Raw genomic sequence first — 26,080 nt, 5'->3', positions numbered from 1 at the left:
GCTCTAATTGCTAAAATGCACCGCCACAGTTTCAGCTAAAGCGTCAAATTTTGCTTGACGATAATACTTAATTGTTTGGCTACTTCCTGCTTTTTATGCCGGTAGTCTTTCGTAATATACTCCTCAATAATTCCTGTGACAGCATAACTTAAAAACTGTAATTTAAATGCAAGACTAACTTTTGATGCAGCTAACTTTTCTTTTTTTCGTAATTGTTCACTCACAAAAACTAAAAACTGATTGCGAAAAGAAGTGGCCGCTTTGCTTTGAAATAAACGGGCAAAAAGTGAAAAGTTCTCATCTAAAAATGTAAACCACTCCAAAGTGGAAGCTTCAAAGCCTAAACGCTTGATTTTGTTCTGATTACAACGTAGACCTAATTCCTCTAAATATTCTGCGATAATCTGATCCATTAAATCGTATTTATCGTAATAGTGGAGATAAAAAGTTTTACGCCCAATGTTGGCTTGTTCGGTGATCATCGCAATTGAGATAGTATCAATTTCATTTTTCATAATTAAGTCGGTAAAAGCATCTTTGATTGCCTTTTTCGTTTTCAAAATCCGACGATCAACTTTTTTTTCCTCTAGTTGCATCCTTTATCCTTCTTCCTTAAATAATACCCAATTTATTAGAAAGTGTGTATTATTTTACATTCTACCTTTAAGTGGTAATTGCTTACTGATAGCCTTGGGAGTTATTATACATGTGTGTTATAAGTAACACAAGGGAATTAATAAAGGAGGAAGTATGATGGTAGATAAAAAAACTGTAACATTTAAAGGGCGTCATTTTAATCTTGTTGGCGATGTTTTTGTGCCAAATAATTTTGATGCCGATAAAAAATATCCTGCACTTGTCGTTTCTCATCCCACCAGCAGCGTAGGTGAGCAAACATCAGGCTTGTATGCCGAAAAATTAGCACAAAATGGTTTTGTCACAATCGCTTTCGATGCTTCTTATCAAGGTCGTAGTGAAGGTGATCCCCGTAATACAGAAGATCCATTTGTACGGACTGAAGATATTAGTTCAGCTATTGATTACCTCGTTACGCTTGATTATGTCGATGAAAATCGGATTGGTGCAGTAGGCATTTGTGCAGGCGGTGGCTACACGATTAATGCTGCGAAAACAGAACGTCGGATTAAAGCTGTCGCAGGTGTTGCTCCGGCTAATATTGGCGCAACATTCCGTGGTGCTTTTGGTCCCGAAGATAATTTATTAGCCATGCTAGATAAAATTGGACAACAACGTACAGCAGAAGCACGTGGCGCAGATGTCTTGGAAGTAAATTGGATTCCCAATTCACCAAAAGAATTAAAAGAATCTGGGATGACAGATATTGATTTTGTAGAAGCTGTCGACTACTACCGCACGGACAGAGGTTACAATTCACTTGCAACAAACTTGGTACCATTTACAAACTATGCAGCTATTCTCGGTTTTGATACTAATATTTTATTGGAAAAATTCTTAACCCAACCTCTTCAAATTATTGTTGGAGATAAAGTTGGTGGCTTTGCTTCTTACCGCAATGGCTTTGATGTTTACACACGGGCAGCATCTAAAGAAAAAGATATTCTAGTTTTACCTAATATCAGTCACTATGACTTATACGATCAACCAAAAGCTGTCGATCCCGCAGTCGAAAAATTAACTGCCTTTTTTGAAAAATATTTAACAGTTTAATTTTTCAGGTTATTAATCAGGTTATTAAATAGTAGAGAATAAATTTCAGTTGCAAAAAGTATTTAACTCATTTTTATGTCACAGTAAAATATTAGAGCTGTTTGCTCAGAGCATAATTGAAATATGCTCTGAGTTTTTTGTGCGTGTACAGCTAAGGTAATCTACATGGGTTCTGATGAAAAGATAAATAAGTCAAAGAAAGAAACCTTGCATGGCAAGGTTTCTAGAGATTAAAGACTATTCTTCTTCTTCAGCCATGAATGTATTGAAGACTTCTTCAATCATATCCCATTCTGCTTCTGTTTCGATTTGTTCCAATTCGCCTTCTGTGCCATCTTCATTTTCGATGTAAGCGTAGGCTTGTAGTTCAACATCGTCATCTTCTGACGCGCCTGCTGGATACAATAACACGTAATTACGTTTAAATTCTTCTTGACCATCAATGGTTAGTAAAATTTCGTAAAGTGTTTCATTGCCTTGATCATCTACTAAAGTAATGTGTTCATGTCCTTCATGATCATGGTTGTGGTCGTGATTATGTTCTGTCATATGCTTTCCTCTTTCCTATAAAGGCGACTTGGTATCGCTGCGATCTAAATAATTTTGCAAAATCATCACGGCGGCCAGTTTATCAATCACTTTTTTCCGCTTAGCTCGTGATGTATTCGCTTGTTCCACTAACATGCGCTCTGCTTGTACTGTTGTTAGACGTTCATCTTGATAAAAAACCGGCAAATGAAAAAGTTCTTCCAAATTTTTACCATACGCCTGTGATGCTTCGGCACGAGGGCCGATTGTATTGTTCATATTTTTTGGTAAACCGACCACAAATTGTGTCACTTCGTATTCTGCTACCAGCTCTTTTATCCGGTCAAAACCAAACTCGCCATGAGCTTCATCAATGCGGATAATTTCCACACCTTGAGCGGTCCAACCTAATAAATCACTAACAGCTACTCCGACAGTTTTTGAGCCGACATCTAGTCCCATAATCCGCATTAAAGACTAATCCCGTGATTACCAAGATAGTAACGAATTAAGACTTCTAAAATCTCATCTCTTTCATGACGACGGATTAGATTACGCGCATCACGATAACGAGGTATATAAGCCGGGTCGCCGGAAAGTAAATACCCTACAATCTGATTAATTGGGTTATATCCTTTTTCCTCTAAAGCGCGATAAACAATGGCCAACGTTTCGCTCACTTCTTTTTTGCGACTATCGTCAAAATCAAAACGTACTGTTTCATCTGTAAACCCCACAGTTAACACCTCTTTCTTCTACCTATTGCTACTTTTCATTTTACTAAAACTTGTCTGAAACTACAAACAAAGCGTCTACAATTCCTACTCTAGCAAAGGAATATGTTTTTTTTATGAAATCCGCTTCTTATTTTAACATTTTTTCTCACAAAAAAGAGCTTAAAATGAGCGATAAACATATTGATTTTTTGGTGCAGCAATCGTACTTGTTTTTGTCGTCTGTACCACTGGCAGTTCTCTTTTTAACGGTTGATAAAAGTTGCTTTGAATAACCCCTTCAATATGCACCCATTGATCATTTTTTAAAGCCGTTCCTTCTGGCAAATGAATACGTAGACCAAAAACACCAGAATCAGCCACACAATGAATAATACCAAAACGGAAAACAAAATCATCTTCTAATTTGTCTTGTTTGGCGTGATAAATGAAGCCGTCAAAACTGATTTTACGCCCAATAAATGCACTAGGATAGTTGTAAATCAATTCCATTATCTCCAAATAATTTTCTTCTGTCACAGCTAATGTACCTGCTTGATCATATTTTTTCATCAATTTGTCCATTTGCTTTTGATATTCGGTTTTATTGTAATACATACTCGTGTTGGGTTGGAGATACTGCGTCTGCATTTGAGGATCTCCCACAGACTCTTTACTAATGGGAAATTGAAACCCTTTTGCTTGTACAATTGTTGTGTCTAAACTTACAACTGGAAAAAAAGTTCCGACAATCACCGGCAGGGCTAATAAAACATACGCAATCACGCGTTGGTATCTTTTTTTCAACCCATGCTCATGTGCCATACCCTCTTCATGATGGTGTTCTTTGATTTTTCCATCTGCCTTCACCCATAAAACTAATTGCACCATTGCCAGTAGCAAAGATAAAATCATCGATAAAACAGCCAAATAACGATAATGAACGTTAATAAATTGATTTAATTTGCCACTAACTTGCAAATACATCATTAATTCAAAATAACCGCCTAAAATTAGAAATCGAATCATAGTGACACCACCAATGCATAACCTGTTACACAAACGACAATAATCGCCACTAAGCTGACGATAAATCTGCCGCTGAAATAACGTTTCATCATTAAAAGATTTTTAATATCGACCATCGGGCCAAAAACTAAAAAGCCCACCACAGGACCGGTACCAAACAGACTTAACAAAGAAGACCCAATAAAGGCATCCGCTTCTGAACATAGGGACATCGCTAATGCTAAAAAGAGCATGACGAAAACCGCCAAAACTTTATTTGAACCTAGCGTCAGCATCACGCCAGTTGGCAAATACGTTTGCATCGCTGCAGCCAATAGGCCGCCAATCATTAAATAGCGCCCTGTATCAAAAAATTCGTCGACACTATGTTCCAATACATGCCCGACTTGTTGAAAAAAATTCTTTTTTGTTTTTTCGTGATGTTCTTGTTCTGCAGGTAGATGATGGTGATGCGAATGTTTCACGTTCATAACTGCTTGTTGCAAAGTCGCATCTTTAATAATGCTCCGTTGATTAAAATAAGCCAACCATACGCCAATCACAAGTGCCACAATTAAACTTCCTATTACCCGTAAAAAAGCAAACTGCATGGAATTGCCAAATGCAATAAACGTGGAGAATATCACAATTGGATTAATAATGGGAGCTGTTAACATAAAGGCAAAGGCTGTATGATTTGGTACCCCTTTACGCACAAATTGATTAACAATCGGCACAATGCCACATTCACAAGAAGGAAAGAAAAAGCCTAAGCCGCATCCCACTGCAATGGAAGCAAGTTTATTTTGTGGCAACAGTCTTTGCACTCTTTCCGGTGTTAAAAATACATAGAGCGCACCAGAAATAATACAGCCCAATAATACAAAGGGTAAAGCTTCAATCACAATTGATAAAAAAATCATACTCATTTGTAAGACTGAATCAGGTAAATGATTAAACATAAAAGAACTCCTTTTGTACTTTTCAATATCGCAATCAAATTTTGTTTTTTCATCAAAACAAAAACCCTTTAACACAAGGGTTTATTCTAGCAAAAAAATTTTCACTTTGTTTTTTCGTCGCCTTAATATACGCTTTTTTGCTAAAACTCACAAGTCTAGGATAAAAAATTAACCTTTCATTTACTTTTTGAAGATAGCAAACAACTCATTTGACTTTTATTGACCAAAAACTTACATTAGAAATGCATTTTAAAAGAAAGCAGGTGACGCCATGATTCAAGTCACAGATTTTAACCAAGAACTGCAACAATTAAACCAAGAAAAATTAGCGATTGCTTACATTTCACAACCTGGGTGTAGTATTTGTGTGGCTGTAAAACCGCAACTAGAAGCACGCTTTGGAGAAGAGGTGCCAATTTATCATTTTGATGGCAGTAAGTTTCCTGAAGTAGCCGGCCATTTCCAAGCATTAACAGCACCTTTAGTCGTATTACTTAGTCATGGTAAGGAATTAACACGTTCGGCTCGTTTCATTGATTACCCCGCAATGACAAAAATTATTGCTGAATTTTCTGATGAAACACCGAACTATGAAGAACTTTTTCGTTAGCGATTCATCTTTTCTTTTAATTGTTAGCCGTAAGAAAAACTTTACGAACGCACCAACTCGCTAGTAATAAGAAGGGATTGCAATAAAATGTTCTACAAATTTCTTATATGTTTGCTTTAATGTCGCTAAGCTTTCGTGCAGCTAGACATCAATAACCTTGGTACATCGGCTTCACTTCTTGTGAAATTATATAATCCTTTACCTAAAAATACCTAAAAAAAAGACCGGCTTTTTTAAGCTTCGGTCTTTCTTTTTATTTTTCATCTTGTGAATGTAAGAAATAAATCAATGTCTGCAATTCATTGGTTAAATCGACGTTTTGAATTAAAACACTTTTTGGTGCATTTAGACGAGCCGGAGTAAAATTCAAGATACCCTTAATTCCTGCAGAGACAAGTTCATCTACAATATTTTGAGCAAATTCTGCGGGGACAGTTAGAATTGCAATATCAATTTCTTGAATTTTAATTTGCTCTACCATATCTTTCATAGCATAAACTGGCACACCATCAATAATGCGACCGGTTATATTTTCATCTGCATCAAAGGCTGCACTAACGCGAATGCTATTACTTTGATGAAACTTATATTTTAAAAGAGCAGTTCCTAAGTTCCCCACCCCAACTAATGCAACATTTGTCATATGGTCTTCATTCAATGTTTTAGCAAAGAAATTCATCAATGCTTCCACATCATAACCATAGCCTCTTTTTCCTAGCTCACCAAAATACGAAAAGTCGCGGCGAATAGTAGCACTATCCACTTGAACGGCTTCACTCAGTTCAGTTGAAGAAACTTTTTGTTTTCCAGCATTATTTAAAATCCGCAAATAACGGTAGTATAAGGGCAAACGCTTTGCTGTTGCCTTTGGAATGTGATGATCTTTCAACGTGTACGCCTCCATTTGTGAATTTTTCACGTAATTTACTGACAAATCATAACAGGGTGTTTATGGAAATGCAATTTCTCTGCTCATAAATTTGTGAATTTTTATTTTTGTAAAAGAGGACAATATACACCAGTAGTAAAATTATGATAGACTACACTTGATATGCTGAAAATTTCCCTATTTTATTATTTTTCTTACGCATTAAAATTTGTGAAAAATCAGTCGCATGACAGAATTCATTTAAAGGAAGATTATCCATGATATTATTACAAGCAAATCAAATCGCCCGTCTTTTTGGCGCAGATGTTTTATTTCGCAACATACATTTAGAAATTGCCTCTAAAGCCCGGATTGGTTTAGTTGGTCGCAACGGCGCTGGCAAATCCACCCTATTAAAAATCATCGCTGGAATTGAAGCGCCAGATGAAGGGACAATTGCCAAAAATAAAACAGCTACACTAGGTTATTTAGCCCAAGATACAGGTCTTTCCTCTGATGCGACCGTATGGGATGAAATGCTTGCCGCCTTTGACAAGGTGCGGCAAATGGAACAACGGATGCGCACTTTAGAAATTAAAATCTCTAAAAGTGATCCCAATGGTAATGATTACGAAAATATTTTAAAAGAATACGACACCTTGCAACATGATTTTGCCGATATTAATGGCTACGGCTATGAAAACGAAATTCGTTCCGTCTTACATGGTTTTCAATTTGATGAAAGTTTTTATCAGCAAAAAATTAACAACCTCTCTGGTGGTCAAAAAACCCGTTTAGCTCTCGCCCGCATGCTTTTGCAAAAACCAGATATTTTAATTTTGGACGAACCCACCAACCACTTGGACATAGAAACGCTAAGTTGGCTGGAAAATTATTTGCAAAATTACAGTGGTGCACTTTTGATTGTTTCCCATGACCGCTACTTTTTAGATAAAGTAACCAATGAGATTTATGAATTAAGCCGTCATAAAATGACGCATTACAAAGGGAATTACAGTCGCTATTTGGATTTAAAAGCCGCACAGCTTGCTAGTGAATGGAAAGCCTATGAAAAACAACAACAAGAAATCAATAAATTAGAAGATTTTGTTGCCCGCAATTTAGTGCGCGCCTCCACTACTAAACGAGCTCAAAGTCGCCGCAAACAATTAGAAAAAATGGAGCGCATGGATCGTCCCCAAAGTGCCGAAAAGTCAGCCCATTTTCTTTTTCACATTGACAAAGTCTCCGGCAATGTGGTTTTACAGTTAAGTGATGCGGCCATCGGGTATGGTCCCAATGAAATTTTAGCGCAACCTGTTGATTTAGATATTCGTCGTCAAGATGCAATTGCTTTAGTGGGACCAAATGGGATCGGTAAGTCAACTTTATTAAAATCTCTTATTGGCCAACTGCCTTTTATACGTGGCGAAGTCCAATTAGGCGCCAATGTTTCGATTGGCTACTACGATCAAGGCCAAGCAGATTTAAATAGTAATAAAACTATTCTACAAGAGTTATGGGATGAACATCCTACCACACCAGAATTAGAAATCCGCAATATTTTAGGTAGTTTTCTATTTTCAGGTGAAGATGTTGACAAGCCAATCAATTTATTAAGCGGTGGCGAAAAAGCTCGGGTTGCTTTAGCCAAATTAGCAATGGATGAAGAAAACTTCTTGATCTTAGATGAACCAACGAACCATTTGGATATTGATAATAAAGAAGTCTTAGAAAATGCCTTAATTGATTATGAAGGTACCCTTTTATTTGTTTCTCATGACCGTTACTTTATCAATCGGATCGCCACCAAAGTCATTGAACTCTCCCCTGCAGGTAGTCGTCTGTTTTTAGGGGATTACGATTATTACTTGGAAAAGAAAAAAGAAGAAGAAGAAATTGCCGCTTTACTAGCAGCTGAAGAGAGCAATACACCCGTTATAGTGTCTGCGGGTAAAGAAAACTTTCAAAAAAGTAAAGAGCAACAAAAGCTCGTTCGTAATCTTCAACGAAAAGTTAACGATGTGGAACAAACCATGAGTCAAACCGATGCCACGATTGATCAATTAGAAGCAGAAATGGTTAAACCAGAAATTTTAGCAGATCATGTGCAGCTACAAGAATTAAATGAAAAATTAGAAGCCGCTCGCAGCAAACAAAATCAGCTACTCGAACAATGGGAAGAATTAAGTCTTGAGTTAGAAGAATATGAATAAGAACATAGCAGTATCCTCTTGTTTCCTAGACTGAAAATTAGACGTTACGCCCTTCCTACTGCCATTTGCTTTTGGGATCAAACATTGGAATATTACAAAAAAAGGGACAATCAAAAATGATTGTCCCTTTTTTAGTTTGCAGCATAATATGCTTTTATTTTCGCGCGTTTATGTTCTTTAATAACTTTTAACGCCTGTTTTCTGGTTTGAATATTCGGGCTCTTTAAGCGTCTGTACGCCGTGGCCAAATCTGTCTTTTCCATTTTCTTTTCTCCTCCCAACTGCTCAACTAATTTCTATTTTAAATTGAAACGTTTATTTGACTTCTTTAAACGTTATATGACGACGTAGTTTTGGTGAATACTTTTTAAGTTCCAAGCGTTCAGGATGGTTGCGCTTGTTCTTTGTAGTTAAATAAAGGCGTTCTTTGGTTTGGACACCTTCTAAAATAATCGTTTGTCGCATTTTTTATCTCCTATTTATCGATCTGCTAAATACATTTGAATTTGTAATGCTTCATCATAATCAAAGTTTTTAGCTGCTAAGTCAGCCAGTAATGCTGTTTTAAACTCAAGCGTAATTTCCCAAAAACCAGCGATTTTTTGAAACACCGTTGTATCATAATCTGAAAAAACAGGATACAAATTTAAGAAATCAGAAAAGCTTAAATCTTCTTCTTCATAGAAATCTTTAATCATCCCTTTTTCTAATGCTTCTTTTGTGGGCATACCAGTCTCCGTAATTAGACCAGCTACTACCATATCTTGATAGACGGAACTTTTATCCAAATTTTCTTTAGTTTTATGGCGTTGATAGTTGAAATATTCTTCAACTAAAGGCGGATAAATAATTTGCATATTTTTTCTCCTATTTTTCAGCCGTAATTTTACGTCCTTTGTAATAACCATTTAAAGAAACACGATGGGAATGTCTGTAATCACCAGTTGCTTCATCAAAAGAGATTTCTGGACGATTTAAATTTTGATGTGTTCTTCTCAGCCTTTTTTTCATTTTTGATGTTTTTCTTGCAGGAACTGCCATAGTCTATTCCTCCTAAACTGTTTCTTCTACTTTTACCAACTTGCTTTTTTCACGCCTGGAATTAGTCCCACATGAGCAAGTTTCCGAAAATTAATTCGTGACATACCAAATTTGCGCATATATGCTCGTGGACGACCATCAATTTGATCCCGTAATTTCAAACGATTGGGATTGGAATCTTTGGGTAATTTTGCCAATGCAGAATAATCCTTGGCATCTTTTAATCGTGCACGTTGTGATGCGTATTTTTCAATTAAAGCGATTTGTTTATTCGCTTTAGCGATCTTTGATTTTTTAGCCATTGAAATAGCTCCTTTCATTTCTTTTTCTATTTTGTAAATCGTAACCATTTCGTTTTGAACTTCATTAGATTACCAACTAACAAAAATTTTGTCAACACTTAGCTAACCTGTACTTTATGATTTCTTAATTATGCCTTCTAGATTGCTTACTTTGACAAATGTTTTTACTAAATATCCCTTTCAAACTTTAAAGTTTCCTAAATCAGTCCTGTGACCGATTTTATTTTTCTACCATTTGCTTTAGAGTAAACTCAGTATCTACTATAAGCGAGGTGTTTTGATGGCCCGTAAAAAATCACGGCAACCTAAAATAATTTTTATTGGTTTTTGCATGCTTTTATTAGGGGGGATTTGGCTTTTAGTCGCAAAGCCAACTGATACTACTTTTTTTGACTCTACTCCCACTATTACGCAACAACAATACAGTCAAAAAGCAAACCAAACCTTAAAAGGGAATAACGTCCCAACGCCTCTTATTCTCCAAACAGATGAACGTTGGGCACAAGATAGCTATGGTACAGGGGAAGATAATACGTTGGCACAAAATGGTTGTGCTATTTTATCTTTAACGATGGTTCTTTCGTATTTTGAAAAAAAAGAAGCCACCCCATATGATATCTTGTCTTGGGCACATAATAATTATTTTGTAACTGGACAAGGAACTGCTTGGCAAATTTTCAGTGATTTTGCCAACCACTATCAATTGCAATATCATGACTTAGGTAATGATTTTCAAACTGCCAGCAAATATTTACAACAAAAAATTCCGGTTATCGTCTCTGTCAAACCTGGTCGCTTCACTGAGGTGGGGCACATTATGGTCTTAGGTGCCCAGCAAAACAATCAAGTATTGGTTTTAGATCCCAATGACAAACCCGCAAAAACCACGTATAAAGAGCTATTTCATCCTCAAGACTTAACAGGAGAAATTATTCATTATTGGACATTTACTAAAAGTTAATCTGGGAAAGAAAATTTCTACTGTTAACAAAAAGCAACCTGCACTGCATATTTCTAGTAGATTTCTACTTAGCGCTTGAGCGCTTATTTTCTACTGGTTACATGAAAAAGAATCAGGAGCAAGAATTCATTTTTTGCCCCTGATTCTTTTTCGCTATTTTTTTAATAATTTTTCAATCCGATCCAATTGTTGTTGCAAAGTCGTAATTTCCTTTTTTAATTGCGATAACTCACTGTCTTCTTCAACTTGCCGCATCGCTTCATTTTTATGACTAAAGTATGAGGTAATTGTAGAAGTCAAAATCCCGATAAATCCAATCCCTAAAATCATCAAGACTGCCGCAATCAATTTTCCAGCATCGGTTGTGGGGGCAATGTCGCCATAACCGACGGTAGTTACCGTAACAATGGCGTACCACAATGCATCTGCAAAAGATCTATTTTCAGCAATTGAAAATAAACCTGCGCCAATAACAATAATCCCCAAACTAATATAAAGCACATAAATAAAACCGTTAGTATATAAAATACTACGCTTATTGCGAGATAACTTACCAAATAGTCCAATAATACGGGCAATCCGATTAATCCGTGAAATTTTACCAAAATGAGCCAAACCGAATAAGCCAAAAATAAAGTTTAAGGGTAAAATTGCAATTAAATCAAAAATATTTTTTTTAAAAAAAGTTTTTTTATCTGGATCAACAATTAAACGACCAAAAAAATCAACAGTAAATAACAGCCAGATAAGATAATCTAAAATACGAAAAGGATTTTCATTAATATTAATGACAGATGCAAAATCCAATAACATTAAAATAATCCAAATAATAGATAAAGTTAAGTTTAAAACATGATATTGCGGATTATACTCATTTAATTTTTTTTGCAATTTCTTGAGCATCTCATCACCTCTTGTCTTTCTTATTCTAGCCATCGAGCTGTTTTATCACAAGAATTTTGGCGTTTTTTTTCTAAATTTTGAAAAGCTGCTTTGTAATCGTTTCCTTTTCCACTATACTGAAAAGTAAGAAGTGAGTTCCTCTTCTAGTATGGAGGCGTAAGTTAGGCTAAATTGACAGAAGAAAAGGAGTGTTGCACATGAAAATTGGAATCGCAAAAGAAATTAAGAATCATGAAAATCGGGTTGCATTGCCTCCTAGTGGGGTCTTAGAATTAATAAACGCTGGGCATACCGTCATAGTTGAAACCGGTGCCGGCTTAGGCTCTGGGATTGCAGATGAGGAATATCAAAAAGTTGGTGCTATTTTGACCACTGTCGCAGAAGTTTGGAACTGTGAAATGGTCCTGAAAGTTAAAGAACCTCACCCCAGTGAATATCAATATTTTAGAAATGGCCTGCTGTTATTTACCTACCTTCATTTAGCAGCTAATAAAGAATTGACAGAAGAATTAATGAAGCGGGGCGTTACCGCTATTGCTTATGAAAATGTGCAGCTAACCGATGGCAGCCTTCCGCTTCTTTCTCCCATGAGTGAAATCGCTGGCAGAATGGCAGCACAAATTGGTGCACAATATTTACAACGAACCTTTGGCGGCAAAGGAATTTTACTAGCAGGAGTTCCTGGGGTACGGCAAGGTAATGTGGTGATTATTGGTGGAGGTGTTTCAGGTTATAACGCCGCACGACTTGCTCTTGGTTTAGGGGCGCATGTTACCATTTTAGATATCAATTTAAACCGCTTAAAAGAATTGGATGATCTTTTTAGCGGTCAAGTACAAACACTTCTTTCTAATGAACTAAATATTCGTACTTCATTACAAGATGCCGATCTTGTTATCGGGGCTGTTTTACTTCCGGGTCACAAAGCACCAACATTAATTACAAAAGACATGGTAGCAGCCATGCCTAAAGAATCAGTTATTGTCGATATCGCAATCGATCAAGGGGGAATTTTTGCAACTGGAAACAAAGTTACAACCCATGAGGACCCCACTTATGTACATTCTGGTGTCATTCACTATGCAGTGGCCAATATGCCTGGAGCAGTACCACAGACTTCAACATACGCATTAAGTAACGCTACTTTACCATATGTAAGACTTTTGGCATCCACTAATTTAGCCGATTTATTGCAATACAATAATGCCCTTTACCACGGCGTTAACACCTATCAAGGACATTTAACAATGCAGGCAGTGGCAGAGGATTTAAATCTGCCTTACACAGAGTTGTCTACTTTGATTTAAAGGCTGCAAAAATTAAAAAGTACCAGAAGTTATCCAATTTTACTTCTGGTGCTTTTTTTTATCTTATTGACACTTAGGAAAGTCCATCACTCTAAAATCGTAGAAAATCATTTTTATTAAACAACACTGCTTAACAGTTGCTCCTCACATTTTCAAGTTCCTATAATTGTGTGGCAATGACGCCAATTCTAAGATGTTGGAAAAACGTTCTTTAACGCACTTACTAAGGGTCAACGTTTTCAATAAATAAAAGATATTGTCTTCTTTAGAGGATGAATTCTACCAAATAATTCTTTATCCTCTTTATAATTAGCTTATTTTCTTACTTGCTGCCTTCCTTTTTGATTACAACTCTCCATTAACATTTGTTATTTATTAAATAAAATGATTCCCTATTGCTTTTTACGTATTTCTATACTATTTTGACTGAGTACTACTAAAAAAACGTCAATATCAATGCTGCACTTTTCAAAAAAGCTACATTTTACATAAGATCAACCAAGTGAAAATCTTACTTTCACGCTTCAATATAAATTGAAAGTATTTTCAAAACGTGAAAAGGGTTGCTTCATTTCTTTCCAATATTGTGTAACCGTTTTCTATATACTATACTTTGTCCGAATAGAAGAAAAATAATTTATTTCAAATGAAGGAGTGTTTTTATGAAAGAAACTGTTCAAAAATCGATGCGAACTTTTGCCCGCGCAATTATTCAACCGGTTATGTTTATGGCCGTTTCCGGCTTGATTATTTCTATTGCCGCAATTATGCGGATGGAATTCATGCCTAGTGCTATCGCCAATGTGGGAAATTTCTTTTTTGGTATCATTAACAGCGGAGCAATTGGTTCACTTTCTGTTATTTTTTGTGTGGGTATTGCTGCTGCTTTAACAAAGAAAAAGACCGATTCTGCAATTGTTGCGATTACTTGCTTTATGATTTTCTTATATGCCAATAATTCATGGCTAACTTTGACAAATCGTTTAGCAGAACCGGGTGAACAAGGGTTATTTGGAACAGGACAAAATATGGTTATGGGAATTCAAGTTAATGACATGGGCGTCTTTTTAGGAATTGTCATTGGCTGTCTGGTCGGTTTTATTGTCAATCGTTTTGGAAACGTCAAATTTCATAAATACTTGACTCCATATGAAGGTACAAAATTTGCTTATGCCATTTCAATCTTTGCCACTATTGCACTTGCTATTATTGTTACTTATGTGTGGCCTATCATCAACTCTGGCGTAAATGCAGCCGTATCTGTCATGGCCAGTTCTGGTCCTTTTGGTTTCTTTACCTATGGTTTTTTAAATCGGATGTTACTGCCAGTAGGAATGCACCATCTATTATGGATGCCACTACACTTTACACCAATGGGTGGAACTGCTCAAATTGCTGGTGAAACAGTAAGTGGTGCTTTCAATATTTGGTTAGCACAACTAGGTGACATTAGTAATGTTACGACAATGAACTCCGCTGTGGGCTTTTTAACCAACTTTGGTCCTTTGGCCTTTCCTGCTGCCATTGCAGCAGCTTTCATCAAAACTGCACTTCCTGAAAATAAAGCAAAAGTAAAAGCAATTGTGATTCCAGCAGTAATTTTAGCTGCTTTAGCCGGAACAACAGAACCGATTGAATTTCTTTTCTTGTTTGCAGCACCAGTATTATGGTTGGTCCATGCAATCTTGTTTGGTTTTAGTTTCTTCCTAGCAAATGTTTTAGGACTGCGCGTAATGGTTGGTAGTATTCCAGAAACTATTCCATCTTTATTTGTACCGATGAATCTTGGCCACACTTGGTTAATCATTCCAATCATCCTTGTGATTGCAGTAATGGAATATTTTGCTTTCAAATATCTTATTGTAAAACTGAATTTACCAACACTTGGTCGTGAACCTAAAGAAGAGCTTACTCCTCAAAATGAAACTATCACGGTTAAAGGTGACGAAGCTGGTTTAGCAGTAATCGTCAATGGATTAGGTGGCGTTGACAACATTTCAGAAATCTACAATTGTTACTCCCGTTTGCGCTTAGATGTTTTAGATGATAAGAAAGTGGATATTAACTTATTAAAGACTTTTCCATCTTCTGGTGTGGTAGATAAACAAAAACATATTCAAATTATTATTGGAATTGGCGTCACTGAATTAAGAGAAGCACTAGAAGCTTACGTTGAAAAACTGCGCAGTGGACAAGCAACATTGCCTTTAACGAAAACGCAAACAGGACAACTTGTTTATGCTCCCGCTAGTGGTGAGATTATTCCAATCGAAGAAGTGCCTGATGAAGTATTTTCAAGTAAATCTTTAGGTAACGGTTTTGCAATTATGAATCATGATGGCATGATTCATTCACCAACCAGCGGTAAAATCACTACCATTTTCCCAACGCTTCATGCTATTGGAATCGAAAATGAAAACGGAGAACAAGTCTTAGTGCATATGGGAATTGATACAGTAGATCTTGCTGGTAAACCATTTAATATTAAGGTAACGGATGGACAGATGGTAAAACAAGGGGATCTGCTTGCTCAAATTGATAACAACCAAATAAAAGCAGCCGGCAAAAATGATATGATTATTGTCGTTACGCTTGAAAACGCTGCCGGAAAAGTAATTGCACCTTCTGATAAAATTACACGCAATGATATAGCTTTTGAAATTTAGTCAAAAAAAAGGGAGATTATCTCCCTTTTTTTTATAGATAGCGATCAAATAAATACTCTAGTGCGTTTAAACAATTGCCAAAGAAAAAATTTAAGGTAGAATTTTCAGAGTTAATCACACTTGACTCTGGATCAACTTGAAAGGAGGCATCCCCTTCTTTTAGAAAAGTACTGTTTGCCGAAGCGGTAAAAGTAATTACTTTCCCCCCCAATTCCTTACATTCTTTTATTTTTCTTAATGCTTCACGATTTTCCCCTGATTGAGAAAAGATAATTAAGCTTTTGGGTTTCCCATCTGAAACGAGTTTGACCTCCATATCTTTTAAATCAATCGCATAAATCTTCTTTAACATTAGTTTTCGATAAGCATACTTTACAAGCAAATCACAAAATCCTTCTCCTGATAAATACACTTGTCCTTGTTCTTTAATGAGTTCAAAAATTTTATCAATCTCTTCCCAATTCTGTTTTGTGTTCAAAAATTTTTGTTGTGTTAATGTTCGTTCAGCAATTTGGCTTTCATTAAATTTTTGAGTTAAAAAGAAAACCATCTCTTTAAAATTATTAAAACCTGCTCTTTTAGAAAGACGCGAAATCGAACTTGGTGAAGTATAATTATTTTCCGCTGTCGTTCTGATATCGATGTCTTCCCCTTTTTCAACTTTTTTGACAATATATTCAATAATTTGCTCATCTTCTTCACGTAAAGTATTGTCCGGCAATAATTTTGAAATATGATAAATTTTCATTGTTAATCCTCCATAAGTGAAAATAATTTCGCTCTTTGAAAACGATACCTCATTGGTTTAAACGCATTGTATCCGTTTTTTTTCTATAATATACTCTATTTACGGAAAGGGAACAACGATTACTTTTAATAAATCCAAAGAAAGAAGGTTCTGTTTTGAAACAGCTAATCATAAATGCAGATGATTTCGGCTACAGTGCAGCAATTAATGCCGGTATTATTCATTCTCACCGTCAAGGCGTTTTAACTTCAGCAACTTTAATGGCCAATATGCCCGGAACATTGGATGCTATTGCGCTTTCAAAACAATATCCCAGCTTAGGGATAGGTTGTCATCTAGTTTTGACAATGGGACGCCCACTTGATGGGACCAATACTAGTTTTCAAGATGAAAAGGGAGAATTTTATAAATTATGTGATTACCCTACCATGCGTAGCCACTATTCAGATGAAGAAATTTATCACGAATGGTGTACACAAATTGAATACTTATTAGATAAGGGTGTGAAACTCACCCATTTTGATTCTCATCATCACATTCATTTTTACCCTGAAAATAGAGCAATCACAACTAAAATTTCAAAAAAATATGGTCTACCCGCTCGGAACTCTTACGGGACTGAAAATTTTGGACCAATTGAGTCACCCGATGTTAACGATCTTCTTTTAGACATGATGAATACCAGTGCCATTCGCGATATGTCGTTATCTTATCAAGCTTTAAGAGAGCAGTGTTTGCAAGAGTTACAAGATACTTTTGAAAAAGCAAATAACGTTCAAACACTTGAAATGATGGTGCATCCTGCTTTTGTAGATGAGTACTTATTAACCCACTCTTCTTTCAATATCGCGCGGATGCGAGAAGTAGAGATTTTAACAGATCCGATAGTTCGTCAATTAATCGCGTCATTAAAGTATGAACTCGTAAATTATCAAACCGCAAAAATAACTCAAACTGTATAAAATTAGGAGGAAACAATCATGGGAAACAAATTTGTAATGGTCGGCGGAGGTTCTACTCAATCTCCTGGCATTTTAGAAGTATTACGTAGACGTGCACAAGAATTAGCAATCGACGAATTGGTGCTCTACGACATTGATGAAAAACGCGTTTCACTTTTAGGGCAATATACAAAGATGTACTATGCAGAAATGGGCTCTTTGGTGAACGTTACTTACACAACAGATATTGATGAGGCTTTTACAGGGGCAGATTTCTTATTTATGCAAATTCGTCCAGGCTTAAATGCTCAGCGTGCAGTAGATGAAAAAATCTGCTTAAGTCATGGCGTTGTGGGGCAAGAAACTTGTGGATTAGGGGGCTTCTCATTTGCAATGCGCGTTATTCCTGCAGTAAGACAAATTATTCGCAAAGTAAAAGAACTATGCCCAGATGCTTGGATTTTAAATTATACTAATCCAGAAGCTATTTTATCAGAAGCTATTTATAGTGAATTTCCTGATGCAAAATGTTTATGTATTTGTGATATGCCCATCTCAATTGAAGGTGCTATCGCAAAGTACTTTGATAAAGATTTGCGCGACTTAACTTTTAAATATTTTGGCTTAAATCATTTTGGCTGGTGGACACAAATAATTGATAAAGATGGTAAAGACTTACTTCCTCTACTGCGAGAAGATGTTTTATCCGGAAAAATTGATACGTTGTTGATGTCTAATGATGAAACAGTTGGCGATCAATACTGGATTGATACCTACAAGCAAATGATTAAACTATTTAAGAATTTTCCTGAATATTTTCCAAATTGCTACTTACAATATTATTTGACACCTGATGAAATGGTCGCGCATGATGATATTAACTTCACCCGTGGTGATTACGTGACAAATGGTCGTGAAAAACGAATTTACGAAGAATGTGAACGTGTTATTGCTAATGGCTCTGCCAAAGATTCCAGCTTACATGCTGGTGTTCATGGAAATTACATTGTGGATATCTGCCATGCGATTATTCACGATACGCGTGAACGCTTTACTGTGAATATCACCAACAACGGCTCTATTTCAAACTTTGATCCCAAAGCAGTCGTTGAGCTACCCGCCTATGTTGGGGCATCAGGTGCAGAACCAATTGTCGTGGGCGAAATTCCAACTTTCCAAAAAGGATTAATGGAAATGCAAAAAGCCTATGAAAAATTAACTGTGGAAGCAGCCTTAACCGGTTCTTATCAAACTGCTTTAAAAGCAGTAATGTTAAACAAAACAATTCCAAACTTTAGCGTTGGTAAAGCGGTCCTTGATGATTTGTATGAAGCTAACAAAGAGTGGTGGCCAAAATTAAAAGATGACTTTATCCCTGAACAAAAAACTGTATTAGTCTAAATCGAATTTAAGCCTAGGGAAAATCAATTAAAATAATTTTTAAACCTTATCTAAATGAGGAGTTATACTTTTTTCGTATAACTCCTCATTTTTGATTGAAATATTTTTGTTTTATCTTGAGATTACTCGGCTCTTAGCAACAATTAACCTGCAGATAAAAACTTATAGTCATTAGTTTTAACACTTACAAAGCTTATTGCATCCTCTTTGAAAAGGACAATATTAAATTTCTTTGAATTATTTTAACAAACCAATATAGGCCTTCACTTTCGTTTTCTATCAAGAAATTATGCCTTTTTTTCAACCCAATTATTTACTGCTGTTTGAAATCCACCGCTAAAATTTTTTCCTACTAACAATTTACAAAAAAAAGAATTAAGAGCCAGCTCTTAATTCTTTTTTATCTATACATTCACTAAGTTACTCACTAATGCTTGTTTTAACAATGGCATAAACATCGCACCTACGACTGTTCTATTTTTGAAATTCATCACACGCGCATCTTTTGTATCATACCAATCGGAAAACGGCACACGATTTGATGTATTTTCTAAATAATGACGTACCGGCTGGATAATGCGCTCTCTCTCTTTTTCATTTTTCGCAAAAATTGAAATCCACATAATCCAATCTGCTTTAGTATAATTTGCACGTTGGTCTAACGGAATCCCATATTCGTTAGCTTCAGCTAAATATTTCGTGATTTCTTTTTCCATTAATTCCGCTGGAAATAATCCTAAATCAAACAAATTATCCCACACAATATTGTATTTTATACTCCAGCTATTCGGTTGATCAAACGCTAATGGTGTGTGCTCTCCATTTGCAATAGCAGACTCTTGCCAAATTTTGGCCATCTCTTTGGCCCGTTTAGAATAAAGTACGCCCTCTTCATACCCTGCTGATTTTAAAGCCGCTCCAAACATACCAAGTGCCGTAATGGCTTTTAAAGATAGGTTACAATTATGAGCTAAATGCCCAGCAAAATCATCAGTACATAATTGGTTTTCGGGATCTTGCTCAAACGTCGCTAAATAGTCAGCCCATTTTAAATTAGTGGCTAAATACTGCGTAAAGAATTTATCATCTTTATCCCGCAAATAGATTGCTGAAATCATGGCTAACATATTGCCACATTCTTCAATTGGCATTTGTTGTTCAAAGCGGTAGACATTTTGTCCTTTTGGTAGTTGATAATAGTCATAAATTGTGTCATATGGACCACGATCTGACCAATCTTTACTACCTGAATTGGTTATTTCTCCATATACTTGTCCAGTTACATACGGATACCGGCCAACATCATGGGGCGCAAAATCAAATTCCCATACTGGCATATCAGCAAATTTATATACCGGCCGTAACATCCCTTTGGCCAATTCTGTTTGATAAAGCAGGTACAAAGGAATAGACGGGTAGCTAATATCAACTGTTCCAATACAACCGTTGGAGCTGCATTCTTTTGATAAAAAGACGATTTCCCCTTCTGAATCTCGGATTAATTTATGGGCACAAATTGATTGGCGATAACTAAATGCTGTAATAAAATCCAGTGTGTCGCCACCAGCAGTAGAAGACTCGTGTTGAATTTTTTTATCAATTTGCTTACAACTTTCTAACCGTAACGGCAAGTCGGCTAAATAATTTTGCAGCAAATCGTACATTCCTAGATAGCTTTCTTTCCATAGTGCATTTGTCACATTACCAAAGTAATTGATCGCATGCATATCATCATATGCAACTAAAATTGTTGCTGCTTCACCTGAATGAATGGAAAAATCTGCTAATAACATGTCACGTTTTTTTTGATAAGTAATTGGCAAATTATTTTTAGCTACAAGGTATAGATATCCCCAATCGATATCGACCAAATCTCCAGAAGAGTTGAGTGGGGTTTGGCGTCCCTTACCCATCCAAACCATTTTTTCAGTTGTTGTCGTAATCGTCCGCCAATGAAGGTCCTCAGAGGTTTGATCCCGACAAATTTCTTCTGAAAAAGCAAATGTAATCGCTGCTTCACTATCATTTTTTACATCAGCTTTTACTGTAATCATCGTCACAGGTTCACTAATTTTTTTTAAATCTTGTAAATCCAAATCAACGGAAAACAATAATTCCAAGTGGACATCTTCATTTTCAAAAGTATACTTAGTTTGCGTTGCACTCACGTCTAAATCTTTTTGCGCAATAGCAGGAATGATATCATCTGCTCCCATAAAGCGATATGTGCTTTCTCCTACTCGAATGTACCCCCGCACCGGCTGTTCTTTTCCTGTCCAACTTTGTGTATCACAATCTGTTAAATGATCAGCTGGGGACCAGATTGAAAAATAGGGATCATTTGCAATTAGAGGAATTGAAGCTCCTCGTTTTACTTTTGTCATCTTCTAATAACTCCATTTCCATCTTTAAAATCATTCTTTTAAATCACATATATCTCATTACGAATAGATTGCTTGTGCAGCTTTTCTACTCATACTGGTTGGTAAAGTTTCATCAAAACATTTTGAATTTGGAACCATTCCTAGTTCAAAATTAAAATCTTTTCCCTTCATTATTTCATCATGGGAAAGCACACATTTTCTAAAATCTTGTGCACTCTCCGTAATACGATGAATAAATTGCTGCTGTGGATTATTTAAAGTGGTTGTAATTTTAATTTCTTTTTTATTTGCTAAATGAATAATCGCTTCATCAAAATTCGGCATTCCTATCAAATATTCACCACTACCCGGACAAAATGGATAAAAACCTAAAGCATTAAAAATATACCAAGATGCCATACTGCCGTTATCTTCATCACCAGGGTAGCCTTTAAATCCAGCCGAAAATAAACGATTGACGGCTTGCTTTAGCAGTGGTTGCGCAAAATACGGTTTTTTTATGAAGTGAAATAAGTATGGTAAATGAAAACTTGGTTGATTTCCCACGTTAATTTGATCAAAACCATTCACTTCCATTTCCGCCATTTCATGAATCACATGACCATAACCTTCAACAGTATATTCCGGCGGTGTATTAGCAAGTTCTACTAAAATTTCTTCAAAAGCAGCTTCTCCTCCATATAATGCAATCAGCCCCGCAATATCATGGTTAACTGCGAAGGTGGATTGCCATGCGGAACCTTCTGTATAATCGCCGCCCCAAGAAAAAGGACTAAACTTTTCTTTAAATTGCCCTTGACGATCTTTTGCCACCATGAATCTATCTTCAAGTGAAAATAAATTTTGATAGCGATAAGATTGTTCCATGAAATTTTCAGCTACTTCTTTTTCGCCTAATTTGCCGGCAACTTTTGCAATACAGTAGTCACTATAACTGTAATCCAATGTGTGATTGACGGATTCATGGAGATCTGACGGTACATAGCCGTAAGTATTATATTCATTAGCATATGACCGTCCTGCTTGACGATTTGGTTCTTGTTGCTGAGCAGAGTACAACATCCCCGTTAAGAATTCAGGCATTAAATCTGTCGCAATGTTTTTTACGGCCGCATCGGCAATAACACCATCGATATAATTTCCCGGCATTCCTCCGGAATCTTCAGGTGCTAACCACTTTGGTAAGTATCCACTTTCCCGATAACTATTTAAAAAACCAGCCAATATTTTTTCATATTCTTCTAGCTCAATTAAAGAAAACAATGGATAGACAGTTCGAGCGGTATCCCAAAAACCATTATTCATATACAAGTATCCCGGTTTCACTTCATTAGCATAAGCATCTCGGTGAACTGGTTGTCCATTGTCGTCCCACTCATATAATCGTTGAGGGTATAAAAAAGCTCGATACATATTGTGATAAAAAGTTTTTACTTTTTCCGCTTCTTGATCAGAAACAGTAATTTTAGCTAACTTTTCATTCCATTGCGTGGTAACTTCTTGTAATTGCAGCTCTTTTTTTGTTTTTGGTAAATTTTTCACCGCAAATTCTGCAGAAATAAAAGATGTTCCTAATCGTATTTCAATAGTGTTTGCATCCGCAAAATTAATCTCAAAAGAACCATCTTTTTCACTAAATCCTACAATTTTTTCACTTACTTCTATATGAAAGTAAAATTTTAATGGAACGGTACGATGAACATGTAATTGGTTTGAATATCCTTCAATTATATGACCTTGCGCTTTTGTAATTTTTCCATCTGTGGGAAAGCTAATCATGATCCCTTTATCTTTTTGTGGGGACTCCATTGATAGAATTGCACCATATTCAGAAGGAACCAAGGTGGTGTCTAACTGATTATTTAATTGCCTAATTTTTAAATAATTAGGGTGAAAGTCAGATTGTTGGGGTGCATAAGGTACTACCTTTAAACCTTTGGTATGCTTGGTAAAAGGCAAAATTCTCAAAGAACAAAAATCACCTTTTGTACCAGCCCACATCGTTGGCTGGTGTGATAAGCGAATGCCACGATAATGCATTGCTTCTGGTCGAAACCACCAGTTGTCTTCATGAGTTTCAATGGCAAAATAATTCATTCCAAAAGGAACACCTGTAAAAGGGAAACAATTTCCTCGCGACAATTCAAATGAATTACTTGTAGCATGCCGTGTGTCAATTTGATTAATATCCATTTAAATACTCCTTAAAATCAAGTTATTTCGTTTGAGCTGACGTAGTAAAATTAATATTTTTTTCTAGTCGAGTAAATTTTTTCATCATGATAAGACTCATCCCATAAGCTGGCAAAGCAATACCTATAAAAAGAATCAAAAGTGGACTAATGGCAAATAATAAGCTGACTAAAACAAAAATTAGTCCCATATAGAGAACTTCTAAAGGACAAATGAGTAAAAAAAGCAAAGATTGTACCACCATTTTGATTCCTTTGACATCAAAATGGACAAAAATTGGGAAAAACATCGCTACACCTAAAATTATCAATAGACGCGTGACTTTAATGGCAATTTCAAGCAACAGATTTCCGGTACCAACATTCACTAAAATAACGGTCTCCCCAAAGAAAAATAAGGCAATCGCTGCAAATACAACACTAAACAACATGCTGCGACGAAAAGTTTCTACATAATATCTTTTAAACATTTGAAAGAGATGGGTTTCTGATTCATTACGAATTTGTTGACGAATACAAGCGTAAAGAGCAATCGTTGCTGGTATAATTCCAAAAACGACACCACCTAAAAGTGTAAACAAAAGCCACAACCCGTTTAATTTCATTAAATAATAAATCCGATTAAAAACTTCATAAATTTTATTAACCACTTTACTTACCCCTTTATAGCTCCGACTAAAATCCCTTTTTCAAAGTATTTTGCAACAATTGGATAAAACAGTAAAACAGGTAACGTTGAAACGATAACGACACTATATTTTAGTGTTAATTTCAGCATCATTAATTCAGCTTGGGCGCTCCCCACCAAAGTTTGATTTACATCATCACCAAATTGTCCTTGTATCAAGATTTCTCGTAAAATCAATTGTAATGGGAAACGGGCACGATCACGCAAATAAATCATGGCATCAAAGTATGAATTCCAACGACCTACGCCATTAAACATCGCAATAACAACAATAATTGGTGTAGAAAGTGGTAGAACGATTTTATATAACAATTGCAAATCATTGGCACCGTCCATATAAGCACTTTCCACTAATTCAGAAGGAATATTCTGTTGAAAATAAGTTCGCATTAAAATCATATTGTAGACACCTACAGCACCTGGCAAAATCATTACCCATAACGTATTGATGATACCTAAACGCTGATTTACCAAATACGTTGGAATTAGACCACCACCAAAAAACATCGTAATAGTAAAAAATAGTGTCAACATTGAGCGACCGCGTAAATCTTTTCGGGAAAGTGGATATGCCCCGAGCGTTGTAACAAGAACACTAACTAGTGTTCCTAACCCCGTGTAAATGACAGCATTTTTAAAGCCAACTAAAATATCTTTATTTTTTAAAATTTCGGTATATCCGTTGACATTAAAACCTCGCGGCCAAAGTAACAACGGTACTTCATAGATTTTATTAGGATTACTAAAAGAAGCATTCACTACAAAAACAATAGGATATAACAAAATCAAAGTCAGCAATGTAATAATTACAACGTTGACAACGTCAAAAACTTTATCTGATTTCGTTGAGATGTATCGCATTTTTTCCATTTCAATTTTCCAGCCTTTCTACCACAAACTATTTTCACCAGTTTTTTGTGCAATCTTATTGACAACAAAAAGCATGATGAAATTGACGATATTATTAAACAACCCAACTGCGGCAGAAAAACTATATTCACCATTAATCAAACCGACTTTATATGTATAAGTCGACAATACTTCAGAAGTTGCAAGATTTGATGCGTTTTGCAATAAATAAGCTTTTTCAAAACCTACAGACATAACACTACCGGTTGCTAAAATTGCTGAAATAACAATGGTAGGCATGATTGCTGGAATCGCAATATTACGAATACATTGCATCCGCGTTGCCCCTTCAAGATAAGCAGCTTCATATTGATCTTGCGGTACGCCAGACATCGCAGCAGTATAAATCAGCGTTCCCCAGCCGACACCTTGCCAGATTCCAGACCATACATAGACATGAGGAAACCACTTTGCATCGCCTAAAAAATCAATAGGTTTCATGTGTAAAGAAGTTAGAATTTGATTGATGGAGCCTTGTTCAGAGAAAAAGAAGGTTACCATCCCAATAACAACAACTACTGAAATAAAGTTTGGAATATATGAAACTGTTTGAACTGTCGATTTGAACCATTTTCGTTTAATTTCGTTAAACATTAATGCCAGAATGATCGGCAATGGAATGCCTACTAGTAAACTATAGAAACTAACGCGAATAGTATTAATGATAATTTCCAAGAAGAAATAAGAATCAAAGAAACGTTGAAAATGCTTGAAACCAACCCAAGGACTATCCCAAATACCAAAAGCAGGTGAATAATCTTTAAAAGCAATTACAACACCATACATCGGCCAGTAATTCCAAATAAGCACAAATAGTACAGGAATGACCAACATAACGTACAACCACTTATGTTTTTTCATATCGGATAACAACTTGTTAAAAGATTCCATCGGTGCAACAAATAATGTATTAAGCCATTTATGCTTTTTCATATCGAATAATATTTTTTCTACCATCTATTATTCTTCCTTTCTCCGTGCTTTATCAAACTGTTCAGCGCAGCATCTGAATGCTAAGCTGATTAGTTCAATAAAACATTTTG

The 26,080-nt window shown here is 35.9% G+C and carries 27 protein-coding genes; 8 read left to right on the top strand and 19 right to left on the bottom strand.

Annotation, left to right across the window (positions count from 1 at the left end; all coding sequences use genetic code 11):
• Window positions 1-35: 35 nt before the first annotated feature.
• Entirely contained in the window at window positions 36-596 is a 561-nt protein-coding gene (locus tag RK01_RS00865; RefSeq protein WP_016171407.1) for a TetR/AcrR family transcriptional regulator C-terminal domain-containing protein, read from the bottom strand.
• Between the two features lie 157 nt (window positions 597-753).
• Between RK01_RS00865 and RK01_RS00860 the strand changes: the two genes are divergently transcribed.
• Window positions 754-1,689, top strand: a complete 936-nt coding sequence (locus RK01_RS00860; protein ID WP_016171406.1) for an alpha/beta hydrolase — start codon at window positions 754-756, stop codon at window positions 1,687-1,689.
• Window positions 1,690-1,926: 237 nt separating this feature from the next.
• Here the strand turns inward: RK01_RS00860 and RK01_RS00855 are convergent, their stop codons facing one another.
• The 5 genes from RK01_RS00855 to RK01_RS00835 all read right to left on the bottom strand — a co-directional run bounded on the left by RK01_RS00855 (window position 1,927) and on the right by RK01_RS00835 (window position 4,900).
• On the bottom strand, window positions 1,927-2,238 hold the full coding sequence (locus RK01_RS00855; protein ID WP_016171405.1) for a DUF1292 domain-containing protein: 312 nt from the start codon (window positions 2,236-2,238) through the stop codon (window positions 1,927-1,929).
• 15 nt (window positions 2,239-2,253) lie between these two features.
• Complete coding sequence (gene ruvX, locus RK01_RS00850; RefSeq protein ID WP_016171404.1) at window positions 2,254-2,688, bottom strand: Holliday junction resolvase RuvX; 435 nt, start codon at window positions 2,686-2,688, stop codon at window positions 2,254-2,256.
• Entirely contained in the window at window positions 2,688-2,954 is a 267-nt protein-coding gene (locus RK01_RS00845) for an IreB family regulatory phosphoprotein (RefSeq protein WP_016171403.1), read from the bottom strand. The genes ruvX and RK01_RS00845 overlap by 1 nt, the downstream gene beginning before the upstream one ends.
• Window positions 2,955-3,113: 159 nt before the next feature.
• The gene (locus tag RK01_RS00840) at window positions 3,114-3,959 is read right to left on the bottom strand and encodes a TIGR03943 family putative permease subunit (RefSeq protein WP_016171402.1); all 846 of its coding nucleotides are present in this window, start codon (window positions 3,957-3,959) and stop codon (window positions 3,114-3,116) included.
• Window positions 3,956-4,900, bottom strand: coding sequence for a permease (locus RK01_RS00835; RefSeq protein ID WP_016171401.1), 945 nt, complete (start codon window positions 4,898-4,900; stop codon window positions 3,956-3,958). The genes RK01_RS00840 and RK01_RS00835 overlap by 4 nt, the downstream gene beginning before the upstream one ends.
• Window positions 4,901-5,171: 271 nt before the next feature.
• On the opposite strand from RK01_RS00835, the gene RK01_RS00830 reads away from it, so the two are divergent.
• On the top strand, window positions 5,172-5,510 hold the full coding sequence (locus RK01_RS00830) for a thioredoxin family protein (protein WP_016171400.1): 339 nt from the start codon (window positions 5,172-5,174) through the stop codon (window positions 5,508-5,510).
• 253 nt (window positions 5,511-5,763) lie between these two features.
• Here RK01_RS00830 and RK01_RS00825 read toward each other — a convergent pair whose 3' ends face one another.
• Window positions 5,764-6,399, bottom strand: a complete 636-nt coding sequence (locus RK01_RS00825) for a redox-sensing transcriptional repressor Rex (protein WP_016171399.1) — start codon at window positions 6,397-6,399, stop codon at window positions 5,764-5,766.
• Between the two features lie 257 nt (window positions 6,400-6,656).
• On the opposite strand from RK01_RS00825, the gene abc-f reads away from it, so the two are divergent.
• Entirely contained in the window at window positions 6,657-8,594 is a 1,938-nt protein-coding gene (gene abc-f / locus RK01_RS00820; protein WP_016171398.1) for a ribosomal protection-like ABC-F family protein, read from the top strand.
• A 131-nt stretch (window positions 8,595-8,725) separates the two neighbouring features.
• Here abc-f and RK01_RS13585 read toward each other — a convergent pair whose 3' ends face one another.
• The 5 genes from RK01_RS13585 to rpsN are packed head-to-tail and all read right to left on the bottom strand — an operon-like array spanning window position 8,726 to window position 9,937.
• A complete protein-coding gene (locus RK01_RS13585) occupies window positions 8,726-8,857 on the bottom strand; it encodes a putative metal homeostasis protein (RefSeq protein WP_016171397.1) in 132 nt (43 codons plus the stop codon).
• A gap of 52 nt (window positions 8,858-8,909) precedes the next feature.
• Window positions 8,910-9,059: a 50S ribosomal protein L33 gene (rpmG, locus tag RK01_RS00815; protein WP_016171396.1), complete on the bottom strand. Its 150-nt coding sequence runs from the start codon at window positions 9,057-9,059 to the stop codon at window positions 8,910-8,912.
• A gap of 14 nt (window positions 9,060-9,073) precedes the next feature.
• Window positions 9,074-9,451 (bottom strand): hypothetical protein, encoded by a 378-nt coding sequence (locus tag RK01_RS00810; protein ID WP_016171395.1) that lies wholly within the window; start codon window positions 9,449-9,451, stop codon window positions 9,074-9,076.
• Window positions 9,452-9,461: 10 nt separating this feature from the next.
• Window positions 9,462-9,635 (bottom strand): 50S ribosomal protein L32, encoded by a 174-nt coding sequence (gene rpmF, locus RK01_RS00805; protein ID WP_016171394.1) that lies wholly within the window; start codon window positions 9,633-9,635, stop codon window positions 9,462-9,464.
• Between the two features lie 32 nt (window positions 9,636-9,667).
• The gene (gene rpsN / locus RK01_RS00800; protein ID WP_016171393.1) at window positions 9,668-9,937 is read right to left on the bottom strand and encodes a 30S ribosomal protein S14; all 270 of its coding nucleotides are present in this window, start codon (window positions 9,935-9,937) and stop codon (window positions 9,668-9,670) included.
• Window positions 9,938-10,217: 280 nt separating this feature from the next.
• Here rpsN and RK01_RS00795 point away from each other — a divergent pair, with 280 nt between their 5' ends.
• The gene (locus RK01_RS00795) at window positions 10,218-10,898 is read left to right on the top strand and encodes a C39 family peptidase (RefSeq protein ID WP_016171392.1); all 681 of its coding nucleotides are present in this window, start codon (window positions 10,218-10,220) and stop codon (window positions 10,896-10,898) included.
• A gap of 153 nt (window positions 10,899-11,051) precedes the next feature.
• Here RK01_RS00795 and RK01_RS00790 read toward each other — a convergent pair whose 3' ends face one another.
• Window positions 11,052-11,801, bottom strand: coding sequence for a potassium channel family protein (locus tag RK01_RS00790; RefSeq protein ID WP_016171391.1), 750 nt, complete (start codon window positions 11,799-11,801; stop codon window positions 11,052-11,054).
• A gap of 197 nt (window positions 11,802-11,998) precedes the next feature.
• Here RK01_RS00790 and ald point away from each other — a divergent pair, with 197 nt between their 5' ends.
• Window positions 11,999-13,108, top strand: a complete 1,110-nt coding sequence (ald, locus tag RK01_RS00785; protein ID WP_016171390.1) for an alanine dehydrogenase — start codon at window positions 11,999-12,001, stop codon at window positions 13,106-13,108.
• Between the two features lie 662 nt (window positions 13,109-13,770).
• Window positions 13,771-15,774 (top strand): glucose PTS transporter subunit IIA, encoded by a 2,004-nt coding sequence (locus RK01_RS00780; protein ID WP_016171389.1) that lies wholly within the window; start codon window positions 13,771-13,773, stop codon window positions 15,772-15,774.
• A gap of 31 nt (window positions 15,775-15,805) precedes the next feature.
• Here RK01_RS00780 and RK01_RS00775 read toward each other — a convergent pair whose 3' ends face one another.
• Window positions 15,806-16,522: a MurR/RpiR family transcriptional regulator gene (locus tag RK01_RS00775; RefSeq protein ID WP_016171388.1), complete on the bottom strand. Its 717-nt coding sequence runs from the start codon at window positions 16,520-16,522 to the stop codon at window positions 15,806-15,808.
• Window positions 16,523-16,677: 155 nt separating this feature from the next.
• Here RK01_RS00775 and RK01_RS00770 point away from each other — a divergent pair, with 155 nt between their 5' ends.
• Both RK01_RS00770 and RK01_RS00765 read left to right on the top strand, forming a co-directional pair.
• Window positions 16,678-17,484 carry a carbohydrate deacetylase gene (locus RK01_RS00770; RefSeq protein WP_016171387.1) on the top strand — a complete coding sequence of 269 codons (807 nt, stop codon included), beginning with the start codon at window positions 16,678-16,680 and terminating at the stop codon, window positions 17,482-17,484.
• An 18-nt stretch (window positions 17,485-17,502) separates the two neighbouring features.
• The gene (locus RK01_RS00765; protein ID WP_016171386.1) at window positions 17,503-18,864 is read left to right on the top strand and encodes a family 4 glycosyl hydrolase; all 1,362 of its coding nucleotides are present in this window, start codon (window positions 17,503-17,505) and stop codon (window positions 18,862-18,864) included.
• Window positions 18,865-19,268: 404 nt separating this feature from the next.
• Here the strand turns inward: RK01_RS00765 and RK01_RS00760 are convergent, their stop codons facing one another.
• The 5 genes from RK01_RS00760 to RK01_RS00740 are packed head-to-tail and all read right to left on the bottom strand — an operon-like array spanning window position 19,269 to window position 25,994.
• Window positions 19,269-21,248, bottom strand: coding sequence for a glutaminase domain-containing protein (locus RK01_RS00760; protein ID WP_016171385.1), 1,980 nt, complete (start codon window positions 21,246-21,248; stop codon window positions 19,269-19,271).
• 57 nt (window positions 21,249-21,305) lie between these two features.
• Window positions 21,306-23,441: a GH92 family glycosyl hydrolase gene (locus RK01_RS00755; RefSeq protein ID WP_016171384.1), complete on the bottom strand. Its 2,136-nt coding sequence runs from the start codon at window positions 23,439-23,441 to the stop codon at window positions 21,306-21,308.
• Between the two features lie 22 nt (window positions 23,442-23,463).
• A complete protein-coding gene (locus RK01_RS00750) occupies window positions 23,464-24,090 on the bottom strand; it encodes a YesL family protein (protein ID WP_016171383.1) in 627 nt (208 codons plus the stop codon).
• A 5-nt stretch (window positions 24,091-24,095) separates the two neighbouring features.
• Window positions 24,096-24,998: a carbohydrate ABC transporter permease gene (locus RK01_RS00745; protein WP_016171382.1), complete on the bottom strand. Its 903-nt coding sequence runs from the start codon at window positions 24,996-24,998 to the stop codon at window positions 24,096-24,098.
• 18 nt (window positions 24,999-25,016) lie between these two features.
• Window positions 25,017-25,994 carry an ABC transporter permease gene (locus RK01_RS00740; protein ID WP_016171381.1) on the bottom strand — a complete coding sequence of 326 codons (978 nt, stop codon included), beginning with the start codon at window positions 25,992-25,994 and terminating at the stop codon, window positions 25,017-25,019.
• Window positions 25,995-26,080 lie beyond the last annotated feature (86 nt).

Source organism: Enterococcus dispar ATCC 51266 (assembly GCF_000406945.1).
GTDB classification, from domain to species: Bacteria; Bacillota; Bacilli; order Lactobacillales; family Enterococcaceae; genus Enterococcus_C; species Enterococcus_C dispar.
The sequence above is the reverse complement of the archived record's forward strand: the minus strand, read 5'-3'. Positions and strand labels throughout refer to the sequence as shown.

What these genes read in the sequence shown, in the direction of transcription:
- RK01_RS00865 (WP_016171407.1), bottom strand. Translation starts at nt 596, where the DNA reads ATGCAACTAGAGGAAAAAAAAGTTGATCGTCGGATTTTGAAAACGAAA.
- RK01_RS00860 (WP_016171406.1), top strand. Translation starts at nt 754, where the DNA reads ATGGTAGATAAAAAAACTGTAACATTTAAAGGGCGTCATTTTAATCTT.
- RK01_RS00855 (WP_016171405.1), bottom strand. Translation starts at nt 2,238, where the DNA reads ATGACAGAACATAATCACGACCACAACCATGATCATGAAGGACATGAA.
- ruvX (WP_016171404.1), bottom strand. Translation starts at nt 2,688, where the DNA reads ATGCGGATTATGGGACTAGATGTCGGCTCAAAAACTGTCGGAGTAGCT.
- RK01_RS00840 (WP_016171402.1), bottom strand. Translation starts at nt 3,959, where the DNA reads ATGATTCGATTTCTAATTTTAGGCGGTTATTTTGAATTAATGATGTAT.
- RK01_RS00835 (WP_016171401.1), bottom strand. Translation starts at nt 4,900, where the DNA reads ATGTTTAATCATTTACCTGATTCAGTCTTACAAATGAGTATGATTTTT.
- RK01_RS00830 (WP_016171400.1), top strand. Translation starts at nt 5,172, where the DNA reads ATGATTCAAGTCACAGATTTTAACCAAGAACTGCAACAATTAAACCAA.
- abc-f (WP_016171398.1), top strand. Translation starts at nt 6,657, where the DNA reads ATGATATTATTACAAGCAAATCAAATCGCCCGTCTTTTTGGCGCAGAT.
- RK01_RS13585 (WP_016171397.1), bottom strand. Translation starts at nt 8,857, where the DNA reads ATGGAAAAGACAGATTTGGCCACGGCGTACAGACGCTTAAAGAGCCCG.
- rpmG (WP_016171396.1), bottom strand. Translation starts at nt 9,059, where the DNA reads ATGCGACAAACGATTATTTTAGAAGGTGTCCAAACCAAAGAACGCCTT.
- RK01_RS00810 (WP_016171395.1), bottom strand. Translation starts at nt 9,451, where the DNA reads ATGCAAATTATTTATCCGCCTTTAGTTGAAGAATATTTCAACTATCAA.
- rpmF (WP_016171394.1), bottom strand. Translation starts at nt 9,635, where the DNA reads ATGGCAGTTCCTGCAAGAAAAACATCAAAAATGAAAAAAAGGCTGAGA.
- rpsN (WP_016171393.1), bottom strand. Translation starts at nt 9,937, where the DNA reads ATGGCTAAAAAATCAAAGATCGCTAAAGCGAATAAACAAATCGCTTTA.
- RK01_RS00795 (WP_016171392.1), top strand. Translation starts at nt 10,218, where the DNA reads ATGGCCCGTAAAAAATCACGGCAACCTAAAATAATTTTTATTGGTTTT.
- RK01_RS00790 (WP_016171391.1), bottom strand. Translation starts at nt 11,801, where the DNA reads ATGCTCAAGAAATTGCAAAAAAAATTAAATGAGTATAATCCGCAATAT.
- ald (WP_016171390.1), top strand. Translation starts at nt 11,999, where the DNA reads ATGAAAATTGGAATCGCAAAAGAAATTAAGAATCATGAAAATCGGGTT.
- RK01_RS00780 (WP_016171389.1), top strand. Translation starts at nt 13,771, where the DNA reads ATGAAAGAAACTGTTCAAAAATCGATGCGAACTTTTGCCCGCGCAATT.
- RK01_RS00775 (WP_016171388.1), bottom strand. Translation starts at nt 16,522, where the DNA reads ATGAAAATTTATCATATTTCAAAATTATTGCCGGACAATACTTTACGT.
- RK01_RS00765 (WP_016171386.1), top strand. Translation starts at nt 17,503, where the DNA reads ATGGGAAACAAATTTGTAATGGTCGGCGGAGGTTCTACTCAATCTCCT.
- RK01_RS00760 (WP_016171385.1), bottom strand. Translation starts at nt 21,248, where the DNA reads ATGACAAAAGTAAAACGAGGAGCTTCAATTCCTCTAATTGCAAATGAT.
- RK01_RS00755 (WP_016171384.1), bottom strand. Translation starts at nt 23,441, where the DNA reads ATGGATATTAATCAAATTGACACACGGCATGCTACAAGTAATTCATTT.
- RK01_RS00745 (WP_016171382.1), bottom strand. Translation starts at nt 24,998, where the DNA reads ATGGAAAAAATGCGATACATCTCAACGAAATCAGATAAAGTTTTTGAC.
- RK01_RS00740 (WP_016171381.1), bottom strand. Translation starts at nt 25,994, where the DNA reads ATGGTAGAAAAAATATTATTCGATATGAAAAAGCATAAATGGCTTAAT.